Raw genomic sequence first — 19,441 nt, forward strand, 5'->3', positions numbered from 1 at the left:
TCATGGGAGGATCGGCATGCCCTCGGGCACCCACTCATACAGGTTACAAAATGGCCCGCGAAAGTAAAGTCGCGTTGACTAAAAAGAAAATATCTTCACTATGCATAAAGAGTTGAGACTCGGGGAATCCGTCGGGACACGGATCGCCAAAATCATCCGGGCTGGCTTGAGACTGTCAGGGAGACACGTTCAGGGAGACGTACAGAGATACGTCCGGAACAATCGAATGGGGAATTTCACCGATGACAGACGTTGTGGAGGCCGGGATTCCATCCGGCACCGAAGGTAAGCTTGTACGCGCGCTCGACTGGAAGGGCGCATTCTGGGTGGCGGCGGGCGTGCCACCGCTCGTTCTCTTCTCCATCGGCGGCATTGCAGGCACGACGGGCAAGCTCGCCTTCGTCGTCTGGATCATTTCGATGGTGATGGGTTTCCTGCAATCCTTCACCTACGCCGAAATCGCCGGCATGTTCGCCAACAAATCCGGCGGCGCCTCGGTCTATGGCGCCACTGCCTGGCTGCGGTATTCGAAGTTCATCGCGCCGCTGTCGGTCTGGTGCAACTGGTTTGCCTGGTCGCCCGTGCTGTCGCTCGGCTGCGCCATCGCCGCCGGTTATATCCTCAATTCATTCTTCCCCATCCCGGCGGCGGATTCGCAGATGGTCCTCGACTGGATCTCTGCCCATGCCGCTTCCATCACGGCCGATAGCCCCCGCGTCGCCGAATATATTGCCGCCCATGCCGGCACAACGCCTGATGACGCGGTCAAGGCGTTGCTGAGTACCGACGGCATCGCCGCGCTGACACCGTGGATCCGCAGCTGGTCGCTCGTCAGCTTCAGCATTCCCTTCCTCGCCACCGCCAACGTCAATGCGACCTTCTTCATCGGCGGCATCCTGATGCTGATCATCTTCGCGATCCAGCATCGGGGCATCTCGGAAACCGCCAGCGTGCAAAAGTGGCTGGCGATCATCGTGCTCGTGCCGCTGCTGATCATCGGCCTCTACCCGATCGTCAGCGGCCATATCCTTGCCGCCAACGTCACCGGCCTGGTGCCGCCGACGGCCGCCTATTCCGGCGCCGACGGCACCTGGAGCAACGGCGGCTGGACGCTCTTCCTCGGCGGACTCTATATCGCCGCCTGGTCGACCTACGGCTTCGAGACGGCCGTCTGCTACACCCGCGAACTCAAGAATCCGAAAACCGACACCTTCAAGGCGATCTTCTATTCCGGCCTTGCCTGCTGCCTGTTCTTCTTCCTGGTGCCCTTCGCCTTCCAGGGCGTTCTCGGTCATGCGGGCATGCTCGCGCCCGGCATTGTCGACGGCACCGGCGTTGCCGAAGCGCTCGGCGGCCTGATCGGCGCCGGTCGGGTGATCACCCAATTGCTCGTCGTGTTGATGATCATGGCGCTCTTCCTCGCCATCATGACGGCGATGGCCGGTTCCTCGCGCACGCTCTACCAGGGCTCGAAGGACGGCTGGCTGCCGAAATATCTCGACCACGTCAACGAAAACGGCGCGCCGACACGGGCCATGTGGACCGATTTCGCCTTCAACCTCTTCCTGCTGGCCATCGCCTCGGATACCGGCGGTTACTTCTTCGTGCTGGCCGTCTCGAATGTCGGCTACATCATCTTCAACTTCCTGAACCTCAACTCCGGCTGGATCCACCGGATGGATTCCGGCCATATCGAACGCCCCTGGAAGGCGCCGACCTGGCTGATCGGCCTCAACACCGTGCTTGCCTTCGTCAACGCGCTGTTCCTCGGCGCCGGCGCCAAGGTCTGGGGTTATTCCAATGCGCTCTGGGTCGGCTTCATCTTCGCCGCCCTGATCCTGCCGGTCTTTGCCTACCGCCACTATGTGCGCGACGGCGGCAAATTCCCGGCAGGTGCGATGGAAGATCTCGGCCTCATCGGCCAGGATCTCGGCGTCAGGAAGGCCGGCATTCTGCCCTATCTCGCGCTCGCCGCCGGTCTGGCGATCGTTCTGATCGCCAACGTGATCTTCCAGCTTCCGGCTTAAAATGCCTCCCAAGCAGAAAAGCCGCCATGAAAAAACATGGCGGCTTTTTGCATTTGTGGGCGAAGCTCAGCGGCCGCCCTCGATCTTGCGGTGGCGCTGGTTGATGCCGCCCTTGCCGTAGGGATAGTCGAAAGGCTGAGGGGCGCTGACCTCGTTCAGTCTCGCCATGTCTTCGTCTGTGAGTTTCAGCTTCATGGCGCCGAGATTGTCGGCCAGTTGTTCCGGCGTGCGGGCGCCGAGGATGACCGAGGTGATCGCCGGCTGCGCCGCCGTCCAGCCGAGCGCCACCTGCGCCATGCTGACGCCATGCGCCCTGGCGATCTCCTCGACAACGCCGATGATCGCCCAGGTCCGTTCCATCGCATTGCGCGGCGCATAGGATTCGCCGCCGCGATTGGGATTTTCGCCGAGGCGGGTGGCGCCGGTCGGCATCTCGTCGCGCTTGTATTTGCCGGTCAGCCAGCCGCCGCCAAGCGGCGACCAAGGCAACAGGCCCATGCCGGCATCCTGGCAGGCGGCGACGATTTCGAGCTCGATGTCGCGCACCAGCAGGTTATATTGCGGCTGCAGCGTCACCGGACGCGTATAACCGCGCGCCTTGGCGATCTCCGAGGCCTTGGCGATATGCCAGCCGACATAGTTGGAGAAGCCGTAATAGCCGATCTTGCCTGAGGAAACCGCATCGTCGAGGAAGCGCAGCGTCTCTTCGATCGGCGTCAGCGCGTCCCAGGCATGCATCTGGTAGAGATCGATCTGCTCGAGCCCGAGGCGGCGCAGAGAATCGTCCAGCGCCTGGCCGAGATGCCGGCGCGACAGACCGATATCGTTCGGTCCGTCGCCCATCGGAAAACGGCCCTTGGTGGCGACGATCGCCCGGCGGGCTTCGCTCGGGCGGGCCTTCAGCCAGCGTCCGATGATCTCCTCGGACTTGCCGGCGCTGTAGACATCGGCGGTATCGATGAAATTGCCGCCCCAGGCGAAATAATCGTCGAGCAGCTTGTGCGAGGCCGCCTCGTCAGCCTCCGCACCGAAGGTCATTGTGCCCAGGCAATAGGCGGTGACGACGGTCCCGCTGGGACCGAGCTTGCGATAATCCATTTTTCCTCCTCATGCGGAGACCCGCAGCCGACGTGCAAAACCGCCGGGGTAGAAGCCGGGGCTCCCGCAATCAATGACAATATCGAGCCAGAACAGGATGATTTGAGGCCGTTCGGCCTAAAATCTGAATCCTGTTCTGAATTAGAGAGAGAGCATGATGTCGTCCGAAAACCGCTCACACTTTTCGGCATCATGCTCCGGGCGGCCGCTTGCCGCCAGATGACGTCTAGCGCCCTGGGCTCAATCTGGCGCAGGGGCTGGGGCAGCATAGCCAATCCCGCCGGTGCCACAAGTGGGAAAAATTATTCCCGCCTGCCGCGCAGTCGGTGGCAGCTACTGATTTTTCGAAAGAGAGCCGGTGATCAGATCGGCTGCGGCGACGCCGGTCTCGTAGGCGCCGTGCGCCGTCGAATAACGCGAACGCGAACAGGCTTCGCCGGCAAAAAAGATCCGTTCATCATGCGGTGCTGCGAGGACTCCGCGCAGATCGGAGGCGCCCGGCTCGGCGTAGGAATAGGAGCCGCCGATATGGGGGGCAGCCGCCCAGGCCGAGATCGCTGCCACCGACAATTGCGTGCGGATATCGGCGCCGAATTGTGCCGCCAGTTCATCCCCCGCGAAGGCCAAGGCGGCCTCTTTTCCCTCCCGCTCCAGATCATGGGCGAGGTCGCCGGCAAAATAGGCCTCGACAACCGGAGCGCCGAGCGGCCGGAGCTGATAGGTGCCGGTGGCAGCACGGCTGGTGGAGCCGAGCATATGGGTATCGGCCGGCAGCGCCTCCGGTGTCGCAAGCCCGAGGAAGAGCTTGTCGGCAAGCCCGAGCGGCAGGCGCGCCGCCGCCTCGATCTTCTCAGGCAAGGGAGGGTCGAAGGCGATCCTGCCGGCGGCAAGCACATTCGTGGAAACAGTCACCAGCACCGCACGGGCGCTGATCCCACCCTGGTTCGTCTCTAGGTCGATACGGCCGGCATGGCGGTGATTTATGCGCGTCACCTCGACGCCGAGCCTTGCCGGAACCGGCCTGCCGTAACGGGAGATCAATGTTCCATAGCCCTCGCGTACCCGCCAATCGGGGCCGGGGCCCGGGTCATATCTGTTGTAGTCGACGACCGACGAGCGTTCCAGTTCGGCGCCGGTGATATAGGTGCCGATCGCCCGGATCTGGCCGTTCCAGGAATTGCCGGGTTCGAGCATCGCTGCCAGATCGGTGTCATCGCCCTCATGACTGTCGAGCCGTTCGAAGTAGGCGCCGATCGCCTGTTGCGCGGCGTGGGTTTCCGCATCGTCGCGCTGCAGCCGCCGACCGCCGTTCCAGGGCGCCGGGGTGCGGTCGACCGTCAACCCAACCTCGCCGGCAAGACCAGTCCAGGCATTGGTCCGCGCCCCATGCAGCCAGCCGCAGCCGAGGTCGAGCGCGATATCGCCAGGCAGTCCGACCGTCCATGCCCTGCCGCCGAGCCGGTCACCGGCCTCCAGCAGCAGGATCGCAAGATCCGGGCGGATCGTCTGCAGGTGTCGAGCGGCGGCAATGCCGGCGGCGCCGGCGCCGATGATGACGACGTCCTGTTCGACACCCTTACCATTGTCACCGGGCATGGCTTTTCCTTTGGCTGCTCGCACTCAGCTAAGCTTTCATCTCCATGAAAGGCAAGGGCTGGGGATAGCGCCGCGCGCGATGGATTAAACCGCGTCTGCGTGACATACAGGTCCGATGAGCGTGCAGAGAGATTCGCAACTCGACATGTTTGCCAAGCCGTCGCCGCAGGTGACGAAGGCCCGCGCTCCCTCGCGCCGGCCGTCGTCGCAGCCGGCCGCCAGTTCCGATGAGGACATGGCGCGCACGCTTGAAGAGAGCGGCAACTACCGCATTCTGCGGAAACTGACCGCCCGGCCGGTCGCAACGGTCAGACGGCCGGAATTTTCGCGGCTCGGCGTCATTCTCGACACGGAGACGACCGGTCTCAATCACCGCAGCGACGAGATCATCGAAATCGGCGCCGTCGCCTTCACATTCGACGATGACGGCGCGATCGGCGATATCGTCGGCATCTATGGCGGCCTGCAGCAGCCGTCGCGGCCGATACCGCCGGAGATTACCCGGCTGACCGGCATCACCGATGCGATGGTCGAAGGCCAGCTCATCGACATCAGGTCGTTGAGCGCCCTGATCGAGCCGGCCGATCTGATCATCGCCCACAATGCCGGCTTCGACCGGCCGTTCTGCGAAGCCTTCTCGAGGATTTTCGCCGGCAAGGCCTGGGCGTGCTCGGTTTCGGAGATCGATTGGAGCGCTCGCGGTTTCGAAGGCACCAAGCTCGGCTATCTCGTCGGCCAGGCCGGTTATTTCCATGACGGCCATCGCGCGGTGGATGACTGCCACGCGCTGCTGGAAATCCTCGATCGGGAGCAGGGCGACGGTGAAAGCCCGTTTGCCGAGCTTTACCGCGCCAGCCAGCGCTCGCGCATCCGCATCTTTGCCGAACACAGCCCGTTCGAGATGAAAGACCATCTGAAGGCGAGGGGTTATCGCTGGTCGGATGGAAGCGACGGCCGATTGAAGTCCTGGTGGATCGAAGTCGGCGAAGACGGTCTCGACGACGAACTGTCCTATCTGCGCTCGGAAATTTACCGGTGGAAAGAGGCGGAGCCGCCGATCGTGCGGCTGACGGCCTTCGATCGCTTCAAACTCTGATCGCGAAGCGGTTCGGATCCCGATCGAAATACGCCGCGAATATGACGACCCATGCAAGCGTCGCATAGGTGCAGTGATGCATTGGCGCTGCAACTATCGAACGGCTCGTACTATATACCTCTCATCGAAGCGAACGAAGCGCCAAGGACTGGCAGCTAGGCTTCGAAAGCCCACGGAAAGGGGATCATCATGAACGTAGCACGCTCTTTTAACAACTGGCGCAAGTACCGTCAGACGGTCGCTGAACTGGGCCGTATGTCCGCGCGCGAACTGGACGACCTCGGCATCGGCCGCGGCGACATCCGCAACGTCGCTCGCGCTGCCATCGCCCGCTAACGGCCTGTAGACTAAGCATTTATTAAGAGTTCGGCCGGCGCCTGCTTTCTCCAGAAGCGGGCGCTTTGCTTTTGTGCTTCATGCCGGTCGGGACCACGTGATCGAGCCGCCCGCTTTTCGCATAACGCATAGCTGCCCTGCAAAGAAATGCCTACCAACTGAGCAAGAAATAAGTATGATTATTTCTATCGAAGCGATGCACCTCCTCCCGCATCCCTTCGATATGCAGGCGCCCCATCCTCCTCCCAGGGTCGTCTGCGGGAACGACAGCACTCCTCCTCCCAGCTGTCGTTCGGTTTTTTTCGAAAGCCTGCCGCACCTCCTCCCGCGGCAGGCTTTTTCGTTTTTGGCCGATCGAATGCCGGTCGGGTCGAGAACGACCTTCGCGATCTCTCGTTAGAGATGACAATTTTTATCGCTTATTCTTGATTTTATTCCCGATTTCCGGGGTCGCGCCCTGCCGCGAGCGCGCCCGGCAGAAACGTATTGACTTCGAACTTGTCGTACAACTATGTAACCATTCGGTTCACTGCCGAGCGAAAAGGTCGACGAACGGATCCGGCTTCGCTCAAGCACGACGCTTGACGACAACGAAACTGAAGGAATTTTGACATGCAGATCGACGTGAGGCATGCCTCCCATCCCGAGGCCGTGCGCAACTACGACACCGAGACGCTGCGGCGTCACTTTCTGGTGGAAACCGTCTTTGCGGGCGGCGAGATCCGGCTGACTTATTCCCATTACGACCGCATGGTGATCGGCGGCGCCACACCGCTGGCCGATGGACTGCCACTGACGGCGCCGACGGCGATCGGCCAGGAAACCTTCCTCGCCGAGCGTGAACTCGGTGCGCTCAACATCGGCGGCGCCGGCCGCATCAGCGTCGACGGCACGAGCTACGATCTCGCCAAATATGATTGCCTCTATGTCGGCAAGGGTGCCAAGGACATCCGGTTCGAGAGCGCGGATGCCGCCAATCCGGCCAAATTCTATCTGGTCTCGACGCCGGCGCATCAGACGCATCCGACAGTATTGCTCACCCGCGAAAAGGCCCGCCACCTGACGCCAGGTGAAGCCGCGACGGCCAACAAACGGTCGATCTACCAGTTCATTCATCCTGAGGTTTGCCAGTCCTGCCAGCTGACCCTCGGCTTCACCATGATCGAAGCGGGCAGCGTCTGGAACACCATGCCGGCCCATACGCATGACCGGCGCATGGAAGCCTATCTCTATTTCGATCTCGAAGCCGAGCAGCGCGTCTTCCACTTCATGGGCGAGCCGCAGCAGACCCGGCATATGCTGGTCGCCAATGAACAGGCGGTCATCTCGCCGCCCTGGTCGATCCATTCCGGTGCCGGCACCAAGAATTACAGCTTCATCTGGGCGATGGCCGGCGACAATAAGAGCTTCACCGACATGGATCACATCGCCATTGCGGATCTGAGGTGAGCGCCGTGGCCAATCCCTTCGACCTCACAGGCAGGACTGCCGTCGTCACCGGCGCCAATACCGGCATCGGCCAGGCCATCGCGGCAGCGCTGGCCGAGGCCGGCGCCTCGATCGTCGCCGTCGGCCGTTCCTCGATGGACGAAACCGAGGCGCTGGTGAAGCAGGCGGGCAGCCGTTTCCATGTCATCAAGGCCGATCTCGGCACCATCGAACCGGTCAAGGGGATTGTCGCCGAGGCCATCCAGACCTTCGGCAGCCTCGACATCCTCGTCAACAATGCCGGCATCATCCGCCGCGCCGATGCGCTCGATTTCACCGAGGAAGACTGGGATGCGGTGATCGACGTCAACCTGAAGACGGCCTTCTTCCTGTCGCAGGCGGCCGGCCGCCACATGGTCGAAAAGGGCAGGGGCAAGATCATCAACATCGCCTCGCTGCTCTCCTTCCAGGGCGGCATCCGCATCCCCTCCTATACCGCCTCGAAAAGCGGCCTTGCCGGACTGACCAAGCTGCTGGCCTGCGAATGGGCCGGCAAGGGCGTCAACGTCAACGCCATCGCGCCGGGTTATTTCGTCACCAACAACACCACGGCGCTGCGCGAGGATGCCGACCGCAACGCCGCCATTCTTTCCCGCATTCCCGCCGGGCGCTGGGGAACACCTGCCGAACTCGGCGGTGCCGCCGTGTTCCTGGCATCCTCGGCCTCCGACTACGTGCACGGAACGGTGCTCCCCGTCGATGGCGGTTGGCTGGCGCGGTGATCCGCATCATCAGGAGCTGCGGTGACCGACGTCATTTTGCCTTTCCTGCCGGCATGCGTTAGCAAAAGGAAATGAGGCTGGCGCGGCCGCATCGGGGGCAGGATCGACAGGCGATGACGGACAGGGACAAGACGGTCACCACCACTCGGCAACTGCCGAACCTGCGCAGCGGCCTTGCCGATATGCTGATGGCGCAGATCGAATCCGGCGATCTCAAGCCCGGCCAGCGCCTGCCGACCGAACAGGCGATCATGAGGGCGACCGGCGTCAGCCGGACGATCGTTCGCGAAGCGCTCGCCACACTGCGCGCCAAGGGGCTGATCACCACCCGGCAAGGGCTCGGGGCTTTCGTTTCGAACGATCCCAACCCGCGATCCTTCTCGATCATTCCCAACGACCTGCAGTCGATCGACGAGGTCCTGCGCGTGCTGGAGCTGCGCATGGGGGTCGAATACGAAGCCGCCGGTCTTGCCGCGCTACGGCGCACGCCCGAAGATCTCGGCCGCATGCAGGCTCGGCTCGATGCGCTCGACAAGGCGCTTGAGGAGGGCGGATACGGCGCGCAGGAGGATTACGCCTTCCACCGGTCGATCCTGGTCGCGACGCAGAATTCCTATTACGGCCGCCTCTTCGATACGTTCGGCGACATCATGGTGCCGCGGCAATGGGCGCGCCTGGACAAGATGACGGTGGCGGAGCGCAAGCGCCATGCGGCCCGCATGCGCCGGGAGCACCATGCGATATTCACGGCGATCCGCGACGGCGAAGAAGCCGCCGCCCGCCGCGCCATCCGAACGCACCTGTCGAAGAGTGCTGCGCGCTTTGAAGAGTTGCGCGACGCCAGCACTTCTTCCTGAACTGTTACACCTCGGATTTCTTCATCAGCCGCCGCCAGGCGGCGTGATCCGTCTGCAGCTCGACGGAAGCGTGAGCCTCGGGCAGCAGCGGTTTGCGTCTGCGCCGGCCGAAGCGCCGTTTGAAGCCGAGGATATTTTCGACCACGCTCCTGGTGTAGAGCCCGGGGCCGCTGGAATAAATGCGCCATCCGCCGTCAACGGCGATCTCTCCCGCCTTGACCCGCCCCCATTGCGCCGCCGCCTGATAGCGGTCATGGAAGGCCGCATCGCTGCTACTGAAATAGGCGTTGCGCTGGCGCAGCGAGGCATGCGGCAGGACCGTGGCGACGGCGATCGGGTTGACGACTGAAATCGCTTTCCAGAGGTCGTCGGCTTCGGCGTCCATTGCCAGCGTTTCGCAATAGCGCAGATGCGCATGCACATACATCAGCCCGATCTCGCGACCGACGAAGGACGAGGATTCGGCGCGGCGAAACAGCGTCTCCGGCCCGCCGGCATAGGTCGCGGGTTTCTCCATCAACCGCACGCCGTCGGGGAAGAGCAGATGCTCCTCGATCAGCGTCATATGTGCGCGTCTCTGGTCCGGCGTGAACAGCCCGCCAAGCATTGCCTGCGTCATCGAGATCAGCGAGTAGGAGAGGCCGGTGCGCTTATCGCTCGGATGCAGCAGCAATTCGACGCCGGCATGGGCGGGATCGAAAATGCCGTAGCCGGCAACGATGCCGTCCCGCATCAGATGGCGGTTGAAATCCCGCCGCATCGCCGTTGCAACCTTTCGCAGCGCTTTGGCCTTTTCCCCATGAGCGATACGGCGCAGGATGGCGGAATAACGGACGATCTGCTCGTAGAGCAGGGCGACGGTCCAGCTGCTGACCATCCAGTCGCGCAGATGCGGATCGGCCGGCTGCAGGGAATCGTTCCAATCTCCCTCGCCATAGCGGATCAGATGCGTTCCCGGGATGAAAGCTTCGCGGACCGTAGCGAGCAGTTTTTCGACATGGATCGCGATGGTGTCGGTTTGGGCCGCCTTCTGCATGGTCTTTTCGTCGCGCCAGGAGACTTTCTCATCGAGAATGGCGAGATCGCCCGTCGCTTCGATATAGTCGCAGAGCGCCTTCAGCGGCCAGACGACGATATCGCCGTGGCTGTCACCCGCCCTGATATTGGCATAGGGCTCCAGCATGAACCATTGCGGCCAGTCGCCTTTCTCAAGGTATTGTTCGCTGAAGACGGTTTTGACCACCTCTTTGGCTTCGCGATCATGCTCGTAGGCGAGCAGGAACTCGATCGGGCCCTGGCAGGCGTCGCGCGTGCCCCAGGCGGCACCGGTATATTGCTCGAGACCGTGCGGCACGCTCACATGCACGATGGCGTCATGCGCCAGCCAGGGCAGCAGGGTCACCTGCGCGGCAAGGTCGGGTGCCGTGCTGGCGATCGTCACACCGCGCACGGCGTTGCGCCAGAATGTCGAGGCCGGCGCCAGCATCGCCTCATCGGTGACGCCGGCCTGATACCGCTCAGCCAGCCGCTCGGCGTCTTCAGTATCGGTCATCGAGCCGACGACGGCGAATGAGAGCGCCTGTGTCGGCCGCGAGCGCAGCGCGATGAAAGTGCCGTGGCGTGGCATCCCATCGCTATAAAGCAGTTCGTCGCCGCCGATCTCCTCGATGGCATCGGGCGTCGAACTCACCAGCCAATAGGCGGCCTCGGGATAGCGCTCGCCCCAGAGCCAGGCCGGATCCGGCCGGAAAGAGATGCGCTTGCGCGCCGTATCGAATTCGATCTGGCCGCCGGCGTCATATTCACGCTCGCCGAGCACGACATGGCCGAACACCAGGAAGCGGCACGGCTTGCCCTCGACCGACACGGCCCACTGCATCGCCGCATCTTCGCCGGAGGCGACCGCCGTTACAATGATGGTGCGGTCGGCGCACTTGTAGATCCAGCGGCAGTCGCTGAGCCCCATTTCGAACGCCGACGGCACCGCCAGCAGCTGCCAGCCGGCGCCGACATCCGCCATGATGCGCAGCCCGCTGGCCCGCGTCAGGTTGTAGGGATCGCGGGAGACGGAAAACAGCTTGTGAAACGACGTGTTGCCGATCGTCAGCTGCGCGGCGAAGATGCCCTGCATCCAGCAGGTGGCGGCAAGGGTGGAATCGTCGAGCAGCATATTCTGGCCACTTCTGACGATCGCACCGTGGCGGCGCGCCACCAAAAGTTCCTTGTCGCGCAGGACGACGTGACGGTTCAGAACGCCATCCGGCACGAAGAACGACAGCAGCTTTCCGCCGACGCGCTCTTCCAGGTTGCGCTGGGGATAGAGCCGGCCGATCGCCTTTTTGTCGAGCGGCTCGACCTCCAACAGTGAAGCGTCCTGCAACAGGCTGCGGACCGGCGCCGTCTCCTCGATATCGATCGCATTGTCTGCCGCCGCGAGCCCGCCAAGCCGCTCAAGATCGGCATCGCTCGACGCCTCGGGATGATCGACGGCAAACTGCGCGAAGAACGTCGCGGTGGCGCCACTTGCAGTGACGGAAAGCGATTTCGACTGGATGGCCGGGCAGGCCGTCTCCTGCTGGCGCCGTTTGCTCGGCAGGCTGGTGCCGAAGCGGCCGACCAGCCGGTCGTCGAGACGGTCTTTCGCCTGCACCAGCTGGATCGCATCCGTGGCATAGGCAACCGCCCCGTCGAGGCAACCCTGCGCCAGCCAGGGATTGCGGCCACCACCCTGTTTGAGATTTTGCCGGTTCATGACGACGGGACCAAACGTCTGGTGATCGGCGATATGGTGGTCGACATATTGCGAGGCATAGGCCTCGCTGTTCATCAGGAAACCGCGATCGCCGAGACCCACGTCCTGGATCAGCACCAGATCGACCGGCAGCGTTCCGTCCTTCAGATGCCGGATGGCGACACGCCAGAACCAGGCCGTCTCGGTGGGGTGCAGCTCGAGCCGGACGTTATAGTGAAGGTCCACGGCCTTACCACTCCACGAAAAACTCGTGGCGTTATGTCCGAAGCTGCCATTGGCGCGCGGTCCGGCGATTTCGACGACATCGGGCGCAGCACCGCCGATACGCAGATAAAGCCGGCCGATACCGCCTGACAGCGGCGAGCCCTGGATCTGGTTGATCTGCACCGATCCCTTGTCGTCGGCATATTCGATGGCAAACAGCGTGCCGTTCGGCAGCGCCGATATCGACAGGCCGGAACCGTTGCTGATCGCAAGGAGGCCAAGCTCGTCGCGGCGGGGCATTTGAAAACTGCGGTCAAGGTCCGGGGCCATTGAGATCTCGTCGATTGGCTTCAGAGGGAACTGGAGGATGACGCAAAATGATTGAGAGAAATCTTACCGGCAGCCGGTCGGTCGGGCAACTTGTCGTTCTATGTCACGTTGACGCCGGCCGCTTGGCGAAGGGCACGCAGAGCAGGGCGCCGCCGGTTAGGACGGCAGACCATCCAGGCTTCGTTGATCGCCGGACGCTGCCGCGGTCGTGCCTTCCTGTGCCCCTTGCGGCGAGCCGTGGCGCGTCGCTCTCACCAACTGCCGACAAGCGGATTGCCGACAAGAGCAACGCTTCTGGTCTTGCCTGACTGATTGTCCACGGAGATAGCGGCAGCCATATTTTTAGGAGTCTTTCGAAACCACGTTGCTGCGACACTTGCAAGATCACCGATCATCGCAAGTTTGTGCCAATCCTGAAAACGAGCGGCGGTCGCGGCAGGTTCAGACAAATAGAAGAAGTCTCCGGAGTGATTCAAATCATTGATGCTGGACGCCATGGATGACAAGGGCCGTTGAAACATCTTTGACGGGACCTGGAGACCTGCCGCTGTCTCTGAGAACGCAGGGGCCATGAAATCAATGGCCCAACCCTCTGCTTCGACCCAGCAATGGAAATTCTCACCAGCTCCTGTGACGTAACCATCCTCACGGTGGTCGGCAAACAGGATCATTGTCCCATCCAGATTATATGCAGCAAGGCCGCCTTTGGGCGTCGCTTTTACCTTGTAGTGCCGTTCGAGAATGAACGAGCCGAATGTAGCGAAGTACATGCAGGCGTGCGCGGGATTTCCGTTGTCATTCAGGATCAAGCTATTGATAACGCGATAAATCCGATGATAGTCGGTTTGCTTGATCAGCATTTCTGTTTACCTGTTTTCATTCAACTGGTTGCTTGTCGACGACAGAGCCCGCATTTCTGCAGCTAGTAGCACAACGCGCGCGTATGCGAAGCCGAGAATGTCGCCTAATCAACGCATAAAGGGGCTGCGACCGCACCCGCCGATTACCGCTGGACGATCACTCGGGTCCCCGGCTGGACCATCTCGTAAAGTTCCTCGACGTCCTCGCGGTACATCCGAAAGCAACCGCTCGAAGCATTGGTTCCGATGGAGTCGGGGTCGTTGGTGCCATGGATGCGGAGCAGCCCGTCGGCCAGGTAAATTGCGCGGGTTCCCAGCGGATTGGCAGGGCCAGCCTTCACGACCGCTGGCAGCCTTGGGTTCTTCTGCCGCATGCTCGCCGTTGGCCGCCATTCGGGATGCATTCGCTTGGATACAACCCGGGTTGATCCGTACCATTGCTTGCCTTCACGGCCGACGGCGATTGGGTAGGCGAACTGTTCACCCGATGACGTCACGTAAACAAGGGTGTGCTCACGCGTGGCGATCACGATGGTTCCCCTTGCGCTTGGTGTCGAGGGTTCCCTGCGATCATACAGAGGGTCCTGATCTCGAGGGGCGGGGTCGTAATAAGGCGGAGGGGGATACGGGCTATACGGGTCATCATAGTCGTAGCCGCCGTATTCGTCGTATCCATCATACGATTCATAAACTTGGGCGTGAGCTTGAACCACCGTCAGCAAAACGGCCACAGCAAGAAGAGCCAGCAATCTCATTTTTCGCCATCCGCTTGTATCTCAAGCATGAATGGATCGAATTCTGTGGCGGCACTATGACCATTGCCCATTTGGGGTGACCTGCCATTGTCAGCGACGGTCTTCACCCCGGCGCCGGCCGTCTGGCGAAGGGCACGCAGGCGAGGGCGCAGCCGGTGAGGATGGCGACGACCATCCAGGCTTCGTTGATCGCCTGAACGCTGGCCGCGGTCTGAACCAAGGGATCGAGCAGCGCCGTGGTCTCCGCATCGAAGCTGCCGCTATGGCCCGATATGGCCGGAAGCGGTGCGCCGACGAATGCCGCGGCCTCGACGTCACCGGCCTGAAGGCGCGCCCAGAAGGTTTGGCCCAGCGGTTCCGAGCGGGTGTAGATGATGGTGTCGATCAGGGCGATGCCGATGGCGCCACCGAGATTGCGCATCAGATTGAACAGCCCGCTGGCATCGGGAATACGATCGGCCGGCAGCGTGCCAAGCGCCAGCCGCGTCGGCGGCAGCAGGCAGAACATGATGGCGACGCCGCGCACGATCTGCGGCCAGAACATCGCATCGTAATCCGAACGGGGATCCTGAAAGGCGCTCATGCCGACGCCGACCGCAAACAGGGCGAAACCGGCGGCCGACAGCAGCCGCGCATCCATGCGCTTCTCCAGCGCAACCGCGACCGGCGCGGTGACGAGTTGGGCGATGCCGGTGACCAGCATCGTCATGCCGATTTCGAGAGCGTCGTGGCCTCTGACGAAAGCGAGGAAGACCGGCATCAGATAGACCGAGCCGAACAGGCCGATGCCGAGCACGAAGCTTAAGGTCGAGCCGACGAGAAAGTTCCGGTCGGCGAAATTGCCGAGATCGACAATCGGCCGGCGCCGGCGCAGCGTCCGCGCTGTGAAACCGCCGCCCGATATGAGGCAGACGGCCAGCAGGCCAAGCACATAGGCCGAAGTCCAGCCGCTGGTCGGCGCCTCTTTCAGGCTGAGTTCCAGGCTCGTCAAGGCGGCTGCCATCAGCAGCAGCGACAGGCCGTCGAGATGCCGGAGTTCGGACCAATCGGCCGCCTGCCGTGGCAGGAAGCGGGCCGCCAGAATTGCCGAGGCAATGCCCGGCAGGATGTTGATCAGGAACAGCCAGTGCCAGGAATAGGTCTCGGTCAGCCATCCGCCGACGATCGGCCCGACGGTGGGCGCCAGCACCGCCAGCACGCCGGCGATCGTCGTCGCCAGCGCCTGCCGCTCGTTCGGAAACAGGATGAAGACGGCCGAAAACACCGAGGGGATCAAGGTTCCGCCGGAAAAGCCCTGGAGCACCCGCCAGGCGACCAGCTCGCCGAAGCTGCTGCTGGCGGCGCAGCCGGCCGAGGCGGCGACGAACAGGCTGATGGCGGTCACGAACAGCCATCGCATCGAAAGCAGCCGCGTCAGCAGGCCGGTCAGCGGGATCGCCACCACTTCGGCGATGAGATAGGCCGTCTGTATCCAGCTCATCTGGTCGGGATCGATACCCAGCGCCGACTGGATGGTCGGCAACGACGTCGCCACCACCTGAACGTCGAGGATCGCCATGAACATGCCGACGCACATGGCGAGGAAACCGAGCCAGACGATAGCGGGCGGTTTGTCAGGACGGGCAGGCTCGGGTCGTTTCAGCATACGATGATCCCGCGAACGGGCATTTTCCGGCCCGGTGACAATACCGACCATGTTAGCGATCGACATGTCAACCGGCATATCCGGGCGAAAGGGTCACCAAATAGAATCGAGCCCGACCGGGAAGGCCAGGCTCGATCGTTGATCTGTGTGTCGGAGCGCAGACCTTCATTGTTAACGCGGCGAGCCCGGCCCCATTTTTTTGTTCATCATGAAATCGCGCCTCTCGATGCCTGCCACGAGCCGCCCGCCCGCCTGCAAAAAGTTTGAAATCGGCAATTGACGCATCGGCGGGAAACTGACTATCAATATTAAATCAATTTGATTGATTTCAACCGCCTATCCGTTCCAGGCTGCTCGGGCGCCTGGCTCGCTCAAGGAAAAAGCGACCATGTCCACACCGCGACCGACAGCCCTGCGGCTCGAAACCCTTTGGAACCCGCCGGCCGACGGCAAGGAGTTCTCCTATGTCCTGCGCCTCAAGAACCTCGGCAGCGAGCCGCTCTCGGGCTTCTCGCTCTGCATCAGCGGCCCGGGCCGGGTCGATCCGGCCGGGCGGGTCGAGGGTGCGACGGTCTCGCAGCGGCTCTCCAATTTCACCGAATTCCAGCCGCCGGCCGATTTCGTTCTCGCCGCCGGCGAGACCTGGACGATAACAGTCTATGCGCTGAGCTGGCAGTTCCGCCATTGGACAGACGGCGCGACCAGCGCCTATCTCGCACTTTCCGATGGCGGCACCATCGTGCTCGGCATCGAGCCGACGCGCTCTTCGGTCAGCAATGCGGGTCTGAAACGCGGCGCCGAGATCTATCCCGTTCCCGTCAACGCGCCGGTTCAGGTGTCGATCATTCCCTGGCCGAACCAGGTGGCGGTCGCCTCGCGCCGGCCGCTGCCGGCCGGTTTTGCGCCGCAGGCGCAGAGCGGCGAAGGGGAGGCGGCGGCTGAAAGTTTCGCGGCACTGGTGCAGCATCTGTTCGCCGTCGAAGGCATTGTGCGCACCGCGGCGGAAGGCGCAGTGCCCGTCGTCCTGAAGGATGCCGCCGGCTTCGGCGCCGAAGCCTATCGGCTGAGCTTCGACGAGGAGAGGCTGACGGTCGAGGCGAGCAGCCGCACCGGCTTTCTCTACGGCCTGGTGACGCTCGGCCAGATCTGGCGCGGCGCCAAGCTGCATCCCGGGGTCTTCCAGTTTCCGGCCTCCGGCGAGATCGTCGACGAGCCGGCGATGGGCTGGCGCGGCCTGCATCTTGATGTCGCCCGCCAGTTCTACGGCGCCGCCGAGGTCAAGAAGCTGATCGCGGTGCTGGCCTGGAACAAGCTCAACCGCTTCCACTGGCACCTTTCCGACGACGAGGCCTGGCGCGTCGAGATCGACGCCTATCCCGCCCTGACCGAGATCGGCGCTTGGCGCGGCCACGGCCTTGCCGTGCCGCCGTTGCTCGGCTCCAGCCCGGCGCGGACGGGCGGTTATTATCCCAAATCGGTCATCCGCGACATCGTCGGCGAGGCAAAGAGCTTCGGCGTCGAGATCGTGCCGGAGATCGACATGCCCGGCCATTGCTACGCCATGCAGCAGGCGATACCCGAGCTGCGCGATCCGGCCGAACTCGGCAGCTATTATTCGGTTCAGGGCTTTCCCGACAACTGCATCAATCCCGCCCTTGAGAAGACCTACGAGATCGTCGAGACCATCCTGACGGAACTCATCGAGCTCTTTCCGTTCAAGGTGATCCATCTCGGCGCCGACGAGGTGCCGCTCGGCGCGTGGTCCGGCTCGCCGGCAGCACTCGATCGCCTGCGCAGCGTTGCCGGCGACGCGGTTGCCGAGGCGCATGCCAAGCGGCTGAACGTCGTGACCAACACCCATGGCGCCGACGACATCCACGGCTCGGGTGCTGCCATCCTGCAGGCGGAATTCCTGGAGCGCGTCCAGCGTTTCCTGGCGAGCAAGGGCTGCATCACCGGCGGCTGGGAAGAGGCGGCGCACGGCGATGTCATCGACAAAGCGAAGAGCTATCTCTGCAGCTGGCGCAATGTCGAGGTCTCGGCGGAACTCGCCGAACGCGGCTACGACATGGTCGTCTGCCCCGGCCAGGTCTATTACCTCGACATGGCGCTGCGGCCGGACTGGGACGAGCCGGGCGCCAGCTGGGCGGGAACCTCGGACGCGGAAAAACTCTACAATTTCGATCCGCTCAGTGGCTGGACGGCGGCGCAGAAGCAGAAGCTCCTCGGCATCCAGGCCTGCATCTGGTCGGAACCGATGACGGACCGCGCCGTGTTCGACCGTCTTGTATTCCCGCGTCTCTCCGGACTTGCCGAAACCGGTTGGACGAAGCCCTCCTCCAAGTCATGGGAACGCTTCAAGGCGCTGGCAGGCCTGATGCCGCTGCTTTACGGGCTGCAACAGTCGTAGGGCGAGGATTGCGACCGTGATGGAACGATCCCGGTCGGCCGTCGGGGCACCCGATCGGGTTAGCGTGGTAAGTCTTGTAGAAGATGCGAATGTACGCATAATCCCTGCGGCCGGCGCTGCCAGGCAGACCGATCGAGACTCTAGAGGGATACCATGGAAACGATCGTCGAGGACTTCAATGCCGGCGCCGTGTCGCCCGACCTCGTGGTCGATGCCCTGTTTGCCTGCCGAAAGACGGCAGCGATCAGGGCGGCCATCGAGCTCGAACTGTTTACGCATATCGGCGAGGGCAAGACGGCAGCATCGCTGGCGTCGGCGACAAGTGCTGCGGAGCGTGGCGTGCGCATCCTGTGCGACTACCTCGTGGTCCATGGTTTCCTGACAAAGGAGAGCGGGGAGTACCGGATGACGCCGGCGACCAGAATGTTCCTCGATCGCAATTCGCCGGCCTATATGGGCTCCGCGGTCGAGTTCGTCGCCGCACCCGAAATACTGGATAATTTTCTGCGCGATCCGGCCGCCGTCGTGCGAAACGGCGGTTCGGCCGGGCTGGCGAACATGTCGCCGGACAATCCCGTCTGGTTGAAGTTTGCGCGCGGCATGGGCTCCTTTACCGGGCTCAGCGCCAAAATACTGGCAGGCGAAATCACCGGCTGGCCGAGGGCTCCCAAAAAGGTTTTGGACATCGCTGCAGGTCCAGGCATTTTCGGGATCGAAATTGCCAAGGCCTTTCCATCGGCGGAGATCGTCGCCGTCGATTGGGCCGCCGTGTTGGAGCTGTCCCGGCAGAATGCGGAAACAGCCGGCGTGGCTGACCGATACCGGACGATCGCCGGCAGTGCCTTCGATGTCGACTGGGGCGGAGATTATGATCTCGTCCTGCTGCCAAATTTTCTGCACCACTTCGATCTGCCGACATGCGCAGGGCTGCTGCGAAAGATCATCGCGAGCCTTGCAGAGAATGGCCGGATCGTTGCGGTCGATTTCGTGCCGAACGAAGATCGCGTGTCGCCGCCTTTTCCGGCGGCCTTCTCCTGGGAAATGCTCGCCGGCACGCCGGCGGGCGACGCTTATACGCAAAGTGAGCTGACCGAGATGGCAAGACTGGCCGGCCTTGCCGGCGTCACAGTCAAACCGATGCCGCCGACGCCGGCAAGCCTCATTCTGTTTGAATAGCCGGTCGACCTTCGCCTAGAACAGGATGATTTTAGGCCCGGTCGGCCTAAAATCATCCTGTTCTAAATTAAAGGGTTAGAGCATGATGT

The 19,441-nt window shown here is 62.6% G+C and carries 14 protein-coding genes; 8 read left to right on the forward strand and 6 right to left on the reverse strand.

Annotated features, from left to right (window positions below; all coding sequences use genetic code 11):
• The first annotated feature begins 242 nt into the window (after nucleotides 1-242).
• The gene (locus tag AF337_RS25965; RefSeq protein ID WP_049734365.1) at nucleotides 243-2,027 is read left to right on the forward strand and encodes a trimethylamine N-oxide permease; all 1,785 of its coding nucleotides are present in this window, start codon (nucleotides 243-245) and stop codon (nucleotides 2,025-2,027) included.
• A 66-nt stretch (nucleotides 2,028-2,093) separates the two neighbouring features.
• Here the strand turns inward: AF337_RS25965 and AF337_RS25970 are convergent, their stop codons facing one another.
• Together AF337_RS25970 and AF337_RS25975 are read right to left on the reverse strand one after the other, a co-directional pair.
• Nucleotides 2,094-3,125 carry an aldo/keto reductase gene (locus AF337_RS25970; RefSeq protein ID WP_049734366.1) on the reverse strand — a complete coding sequence of 344 codons (1,032 nt, stop codon included), beginning with the start codon at nucleotides 3,123-3,125 and terminating at the stop codon, nucleotides 2,094-2,096.
• A gap of 333 nt (nucleotides 3,126-3,458) precedes the next feature.
• Entirely contained in the window at nucleotides 3,459-4,721 is a 1,263-nt protein-coding gene (locus tag AF337_RS25975) for a flavin monoamine oxidase family protein (protein ID WP_049734367.1), read from the reverse strand.
• 115 nt (nucleotides 4,722-4,836) lie between these two features.
• Between AF337_RS25975 and AF337_RS25980 the strand changes: the two genes are divergently transcribed.
• The 5 genes from AF337_RS25980 to AF337_RS25995 all read left to right on the forward strand — a co-directional run bounded on the left by AF337_RS25980 (nucleotide 4,837) and on the right by AF337_RS25995 (nucleotide 9,220).
• Nucleotides 4,837-5,817 carry a 3'-5' exonuclease gene (locus AF337_RS25980; protein ID WP_049734368.1) on the forward strand — a complete coding sequence of 327 codons (981 nt, stop codon included), beginning with the start codon at nucleotides 4,837-4,839 and terminating at the stop codon, nucleotides 5,815-5,817.
• 189 nt (nucleotides 5,818-6,006) lie between these two features.
• Nucleotides 6,007-6,153, forward strand: a complete 147-nt coding sequence (locus AF337_RS40905) for a DUF1127 domain-containing protein (protein ID WP_003594835.1) — start codon at nucleotides 6,007-6,009, stop codon at nucleotides 6,151-6,153.
• 612 nt (nucleotides 6,154-6,765) lie between these two features.
• On the forward strand, nucleotides 6,766-7,602 hold the full coding sequence (gene kduI, locus AF337_RS25985; RefSeq protein ID WP_049734369.1) for a 5-dehydro-4-deoxy-D-glucuronate isomerase: 837 nt from the start codon (nucleotides 6,766-6,768) through the stop codon (nucleotides 7,600-7,602).
• Complete coding sequence (gene kduD / locus AF337_RS25990; RefSeq protein ID WP_280138870.1) at nucleotides 7,599-8,363, forward strand: 2-dehydro-3-deoxy-D-gluconate 5-dehydrogenase KduD; 765 nt, start codon at nucleotides 7,599-7,601, stop codon at nucleotides 8,361-8,363. The genes kduI and kduD overlap by 4 nt, the downstream gene beginning before the upstream one ends.
• 113 nt (nucleotides 8,364-8,476) lie before the next feature.
• The gene (locus AF337_RS25995) at nucleotides 8,477-9,220 is read left to right on the forward strand and encodes a FadR/GntR family transcriptional regulator (protein WP_049734376.1); all 744 of its coding nucleotides are present in this window, start codon (nucleotides 8,477-8,479) and stop codon (nucleotides 9,218-9,220) included.
• Nucleotides 9,221-9,224: 4 nt separating this feature from the next.
• Here AF337_RS25995 and AF337_RS26000 read toward each other — a convergent pair whose 3' ends face one another.
• The 4 genes from AF337_RS26000 to AF337_RS26015 form a co-directional block, all read right to left on the reverse strand.
• A complete protein-coding gene (locus tag AF337_RS26000) occupies nucleotides 9,225-12,506 on the reverse strand; it encodes a GH36-type glycosyl hydrolase domain-containing protein (protein ID WP_049734370.1) in 3,282 nt (1,093 codons plus the stop codon).
• 251 nt (nucleotides 12,507-12,757) lie between these two features.
• Nucleotides 12,758-13,366, reverse strand: a complete 609-nt coding sequence (locus tag AF337_RS26005; protein WP_049734371.1) for a DUF2026 family protein — start codon at nucleotides 13,364-13,366, stop codon at nucleotides 12,758-12,760.
• A 143-nt stretch (nucleotides 13,367-13,509) separates the two neighbouring features.
• Nucleotides 13,510-14,121, reverse strand: a complete 612-nt coding sequence (locus tag AF337_RS26010) for a L,D-transpeptidase (RefSeq protein ID WP_049734372.1) — start codon at nucleotides 14,119-14,121, stop codon at nucleotides 13,510-13,512.
• A 103-nt stretch (nucleotides 14,122-14,224) separates the two neighbouring features.
• Complete coding sequence (locus AF337_RS26015) at nucleotides 14,225-15,766, reverse strand: DHA2 family efflux MFS transporter permease subunit (protein WP_049734377.1); 1,542 nt, start codon at nucleotides 15,764-15,766, stop codon at nucleotides 14,225-14,227.
• A 388-nt stretch (nucleotides 15,767-16,154) separates the two neighbouring features.
• On the opposite strand from AF337_RS26015, the gene AF337_RS26020 reads away from it, so the two are divergent.
• Both AF337_RS26020 and AF337_RS26025 read left to right on the forward strand, forming a co-directional pair.
• Nucleotides 16,155-18,176, forward strand: a complete 2,022-nt coding sequence (locus AF337_RS26020) for a beta-N-acetylhexosaminidase (RefSeq protein WP_049734378.1) — start codon at nucleotides 16,155-16,157, stop codon at nucleotides 18,174-18,176.
• Nucleotides 18,177-18,329: 153 nt separating this feature from the next.
• The gene (locus AF337_RS26025) at nucleotides 18,330-19,352 is read left to right on the forward strand and encodes an SAM-dependent methyltransferase (RefSeq protein ID WP_049734373.1); all 1,023 of its coding nucleotides are present in this window, start codon (nucleotides 18,330-18,332) and stop codon (nucleotides 19,350-19,352) included.
• Nucleotides 19,353-19,441 lie beyond the last annotated feature (89 nt).

This window comes from Rhizobium ecuadorense, assembly GCF_001187535.1.
Lineage (GTDB): Bacteria > Pseudomonadota > Alphaproteobacteria > Rhizobiales > Rhizobiaceae > Rhizobium > Rhizobium ecuadorense.

Excerpts from the sequence above, each read along its gene's own strand:
- AF337_RS25965 (WP_049734365.1), top strand. The coding sequence starts at position 243 with ATGACAGACGTTGTGGAGGCCGGGATTCCATCCGGCACCGAAGGTAAG.
- AF337_RS25970 (WP_049734366.1), bottom strand. The coding sequence starts at position 3,125 with ATGGATTATCGCAAGCTCGGTCCCAGCGGGACCGTCGTCACCGCCTAT.
- AF337_RS25975 (WP_049734367.1), bottom strand. The coding sequence starts at position 4,721 with ATGCCCGGTGACAATGGTAAGGGTGTCGAACAGGACGTCGTCATCATC.
- AF337_RS25980 (WP_049734368.1), top strand. The coding sequence starts at position 4,837 with ATGAGCGTGCAGAGAGATTCGCAACTCGACATGTTTGCCAAGCCGTCG.
- AF337_RS40905 (WP_003594835.1), top strand. The coding sequence starts at position 6,007 with ATGAACGTAGCACGCTCTTTTAACAACTGGCGCAAGTACCGTCAGACG.
- kduI (WP_049734369.1), top strand. The coding sequence starts at position 6,766 with ATGCAGATCGACGTGAGGCATGCCTCCCATCCCGAGGCCGTGCGCAAC.
- AF337_RS25995 (WP_049734376.1), top strand. The coding sequence starts at position 8,477 with ATGACGGACAGGGACAAGACGGTCACCACCACTCGGCAACTGCCGAAC.
- AF337_RS26000 (WP_049734370.1), bottom strand. The coding sequence starts at position 12,506 with ATGGCCCCGGACCTTGACCGCAGTTTTCAAATGCCCCGCCGCGACGAG.
- AF337_RS26005 (WP_049734371.1), bottom strand. The coding sequence starts at position 13,366 with ATGCTGATCAAGCAAACCGACTATCATCGGATTTATCGCGTTATCAAT.
- AF337_RS26010 (WP_049734372.1), bottom strand. The coding sequence starts at position 14,121 with ATGAGATTGCTGGCTCTTCTTGCTGTGGCCGTTTTGCTGACGGTGGTT.
- AF337_RS26015 (WP_049734377.1), bottom strand. The coding sequence starts at position 15,766 with ATGCTGAAACGACCCGAGCCTGCCCGTCCTGACAAACCGCCCGCTATC.
- AF337_RS26020 (WP_049734378.1), top strand. The coding sequence starts at position 16,155 with ATGTCCACACCGCGACCGACAGCCCTGCGGCTCGAAACCCTTTGGAAC.
- AF337_RS26025 (WP_049734373.1), top strand. The coding sequence starts at position 18,330 with ATGGAAACGATCGTCGAGGACTTCAATGCCGGCGCCGTGTCGCCCGAC.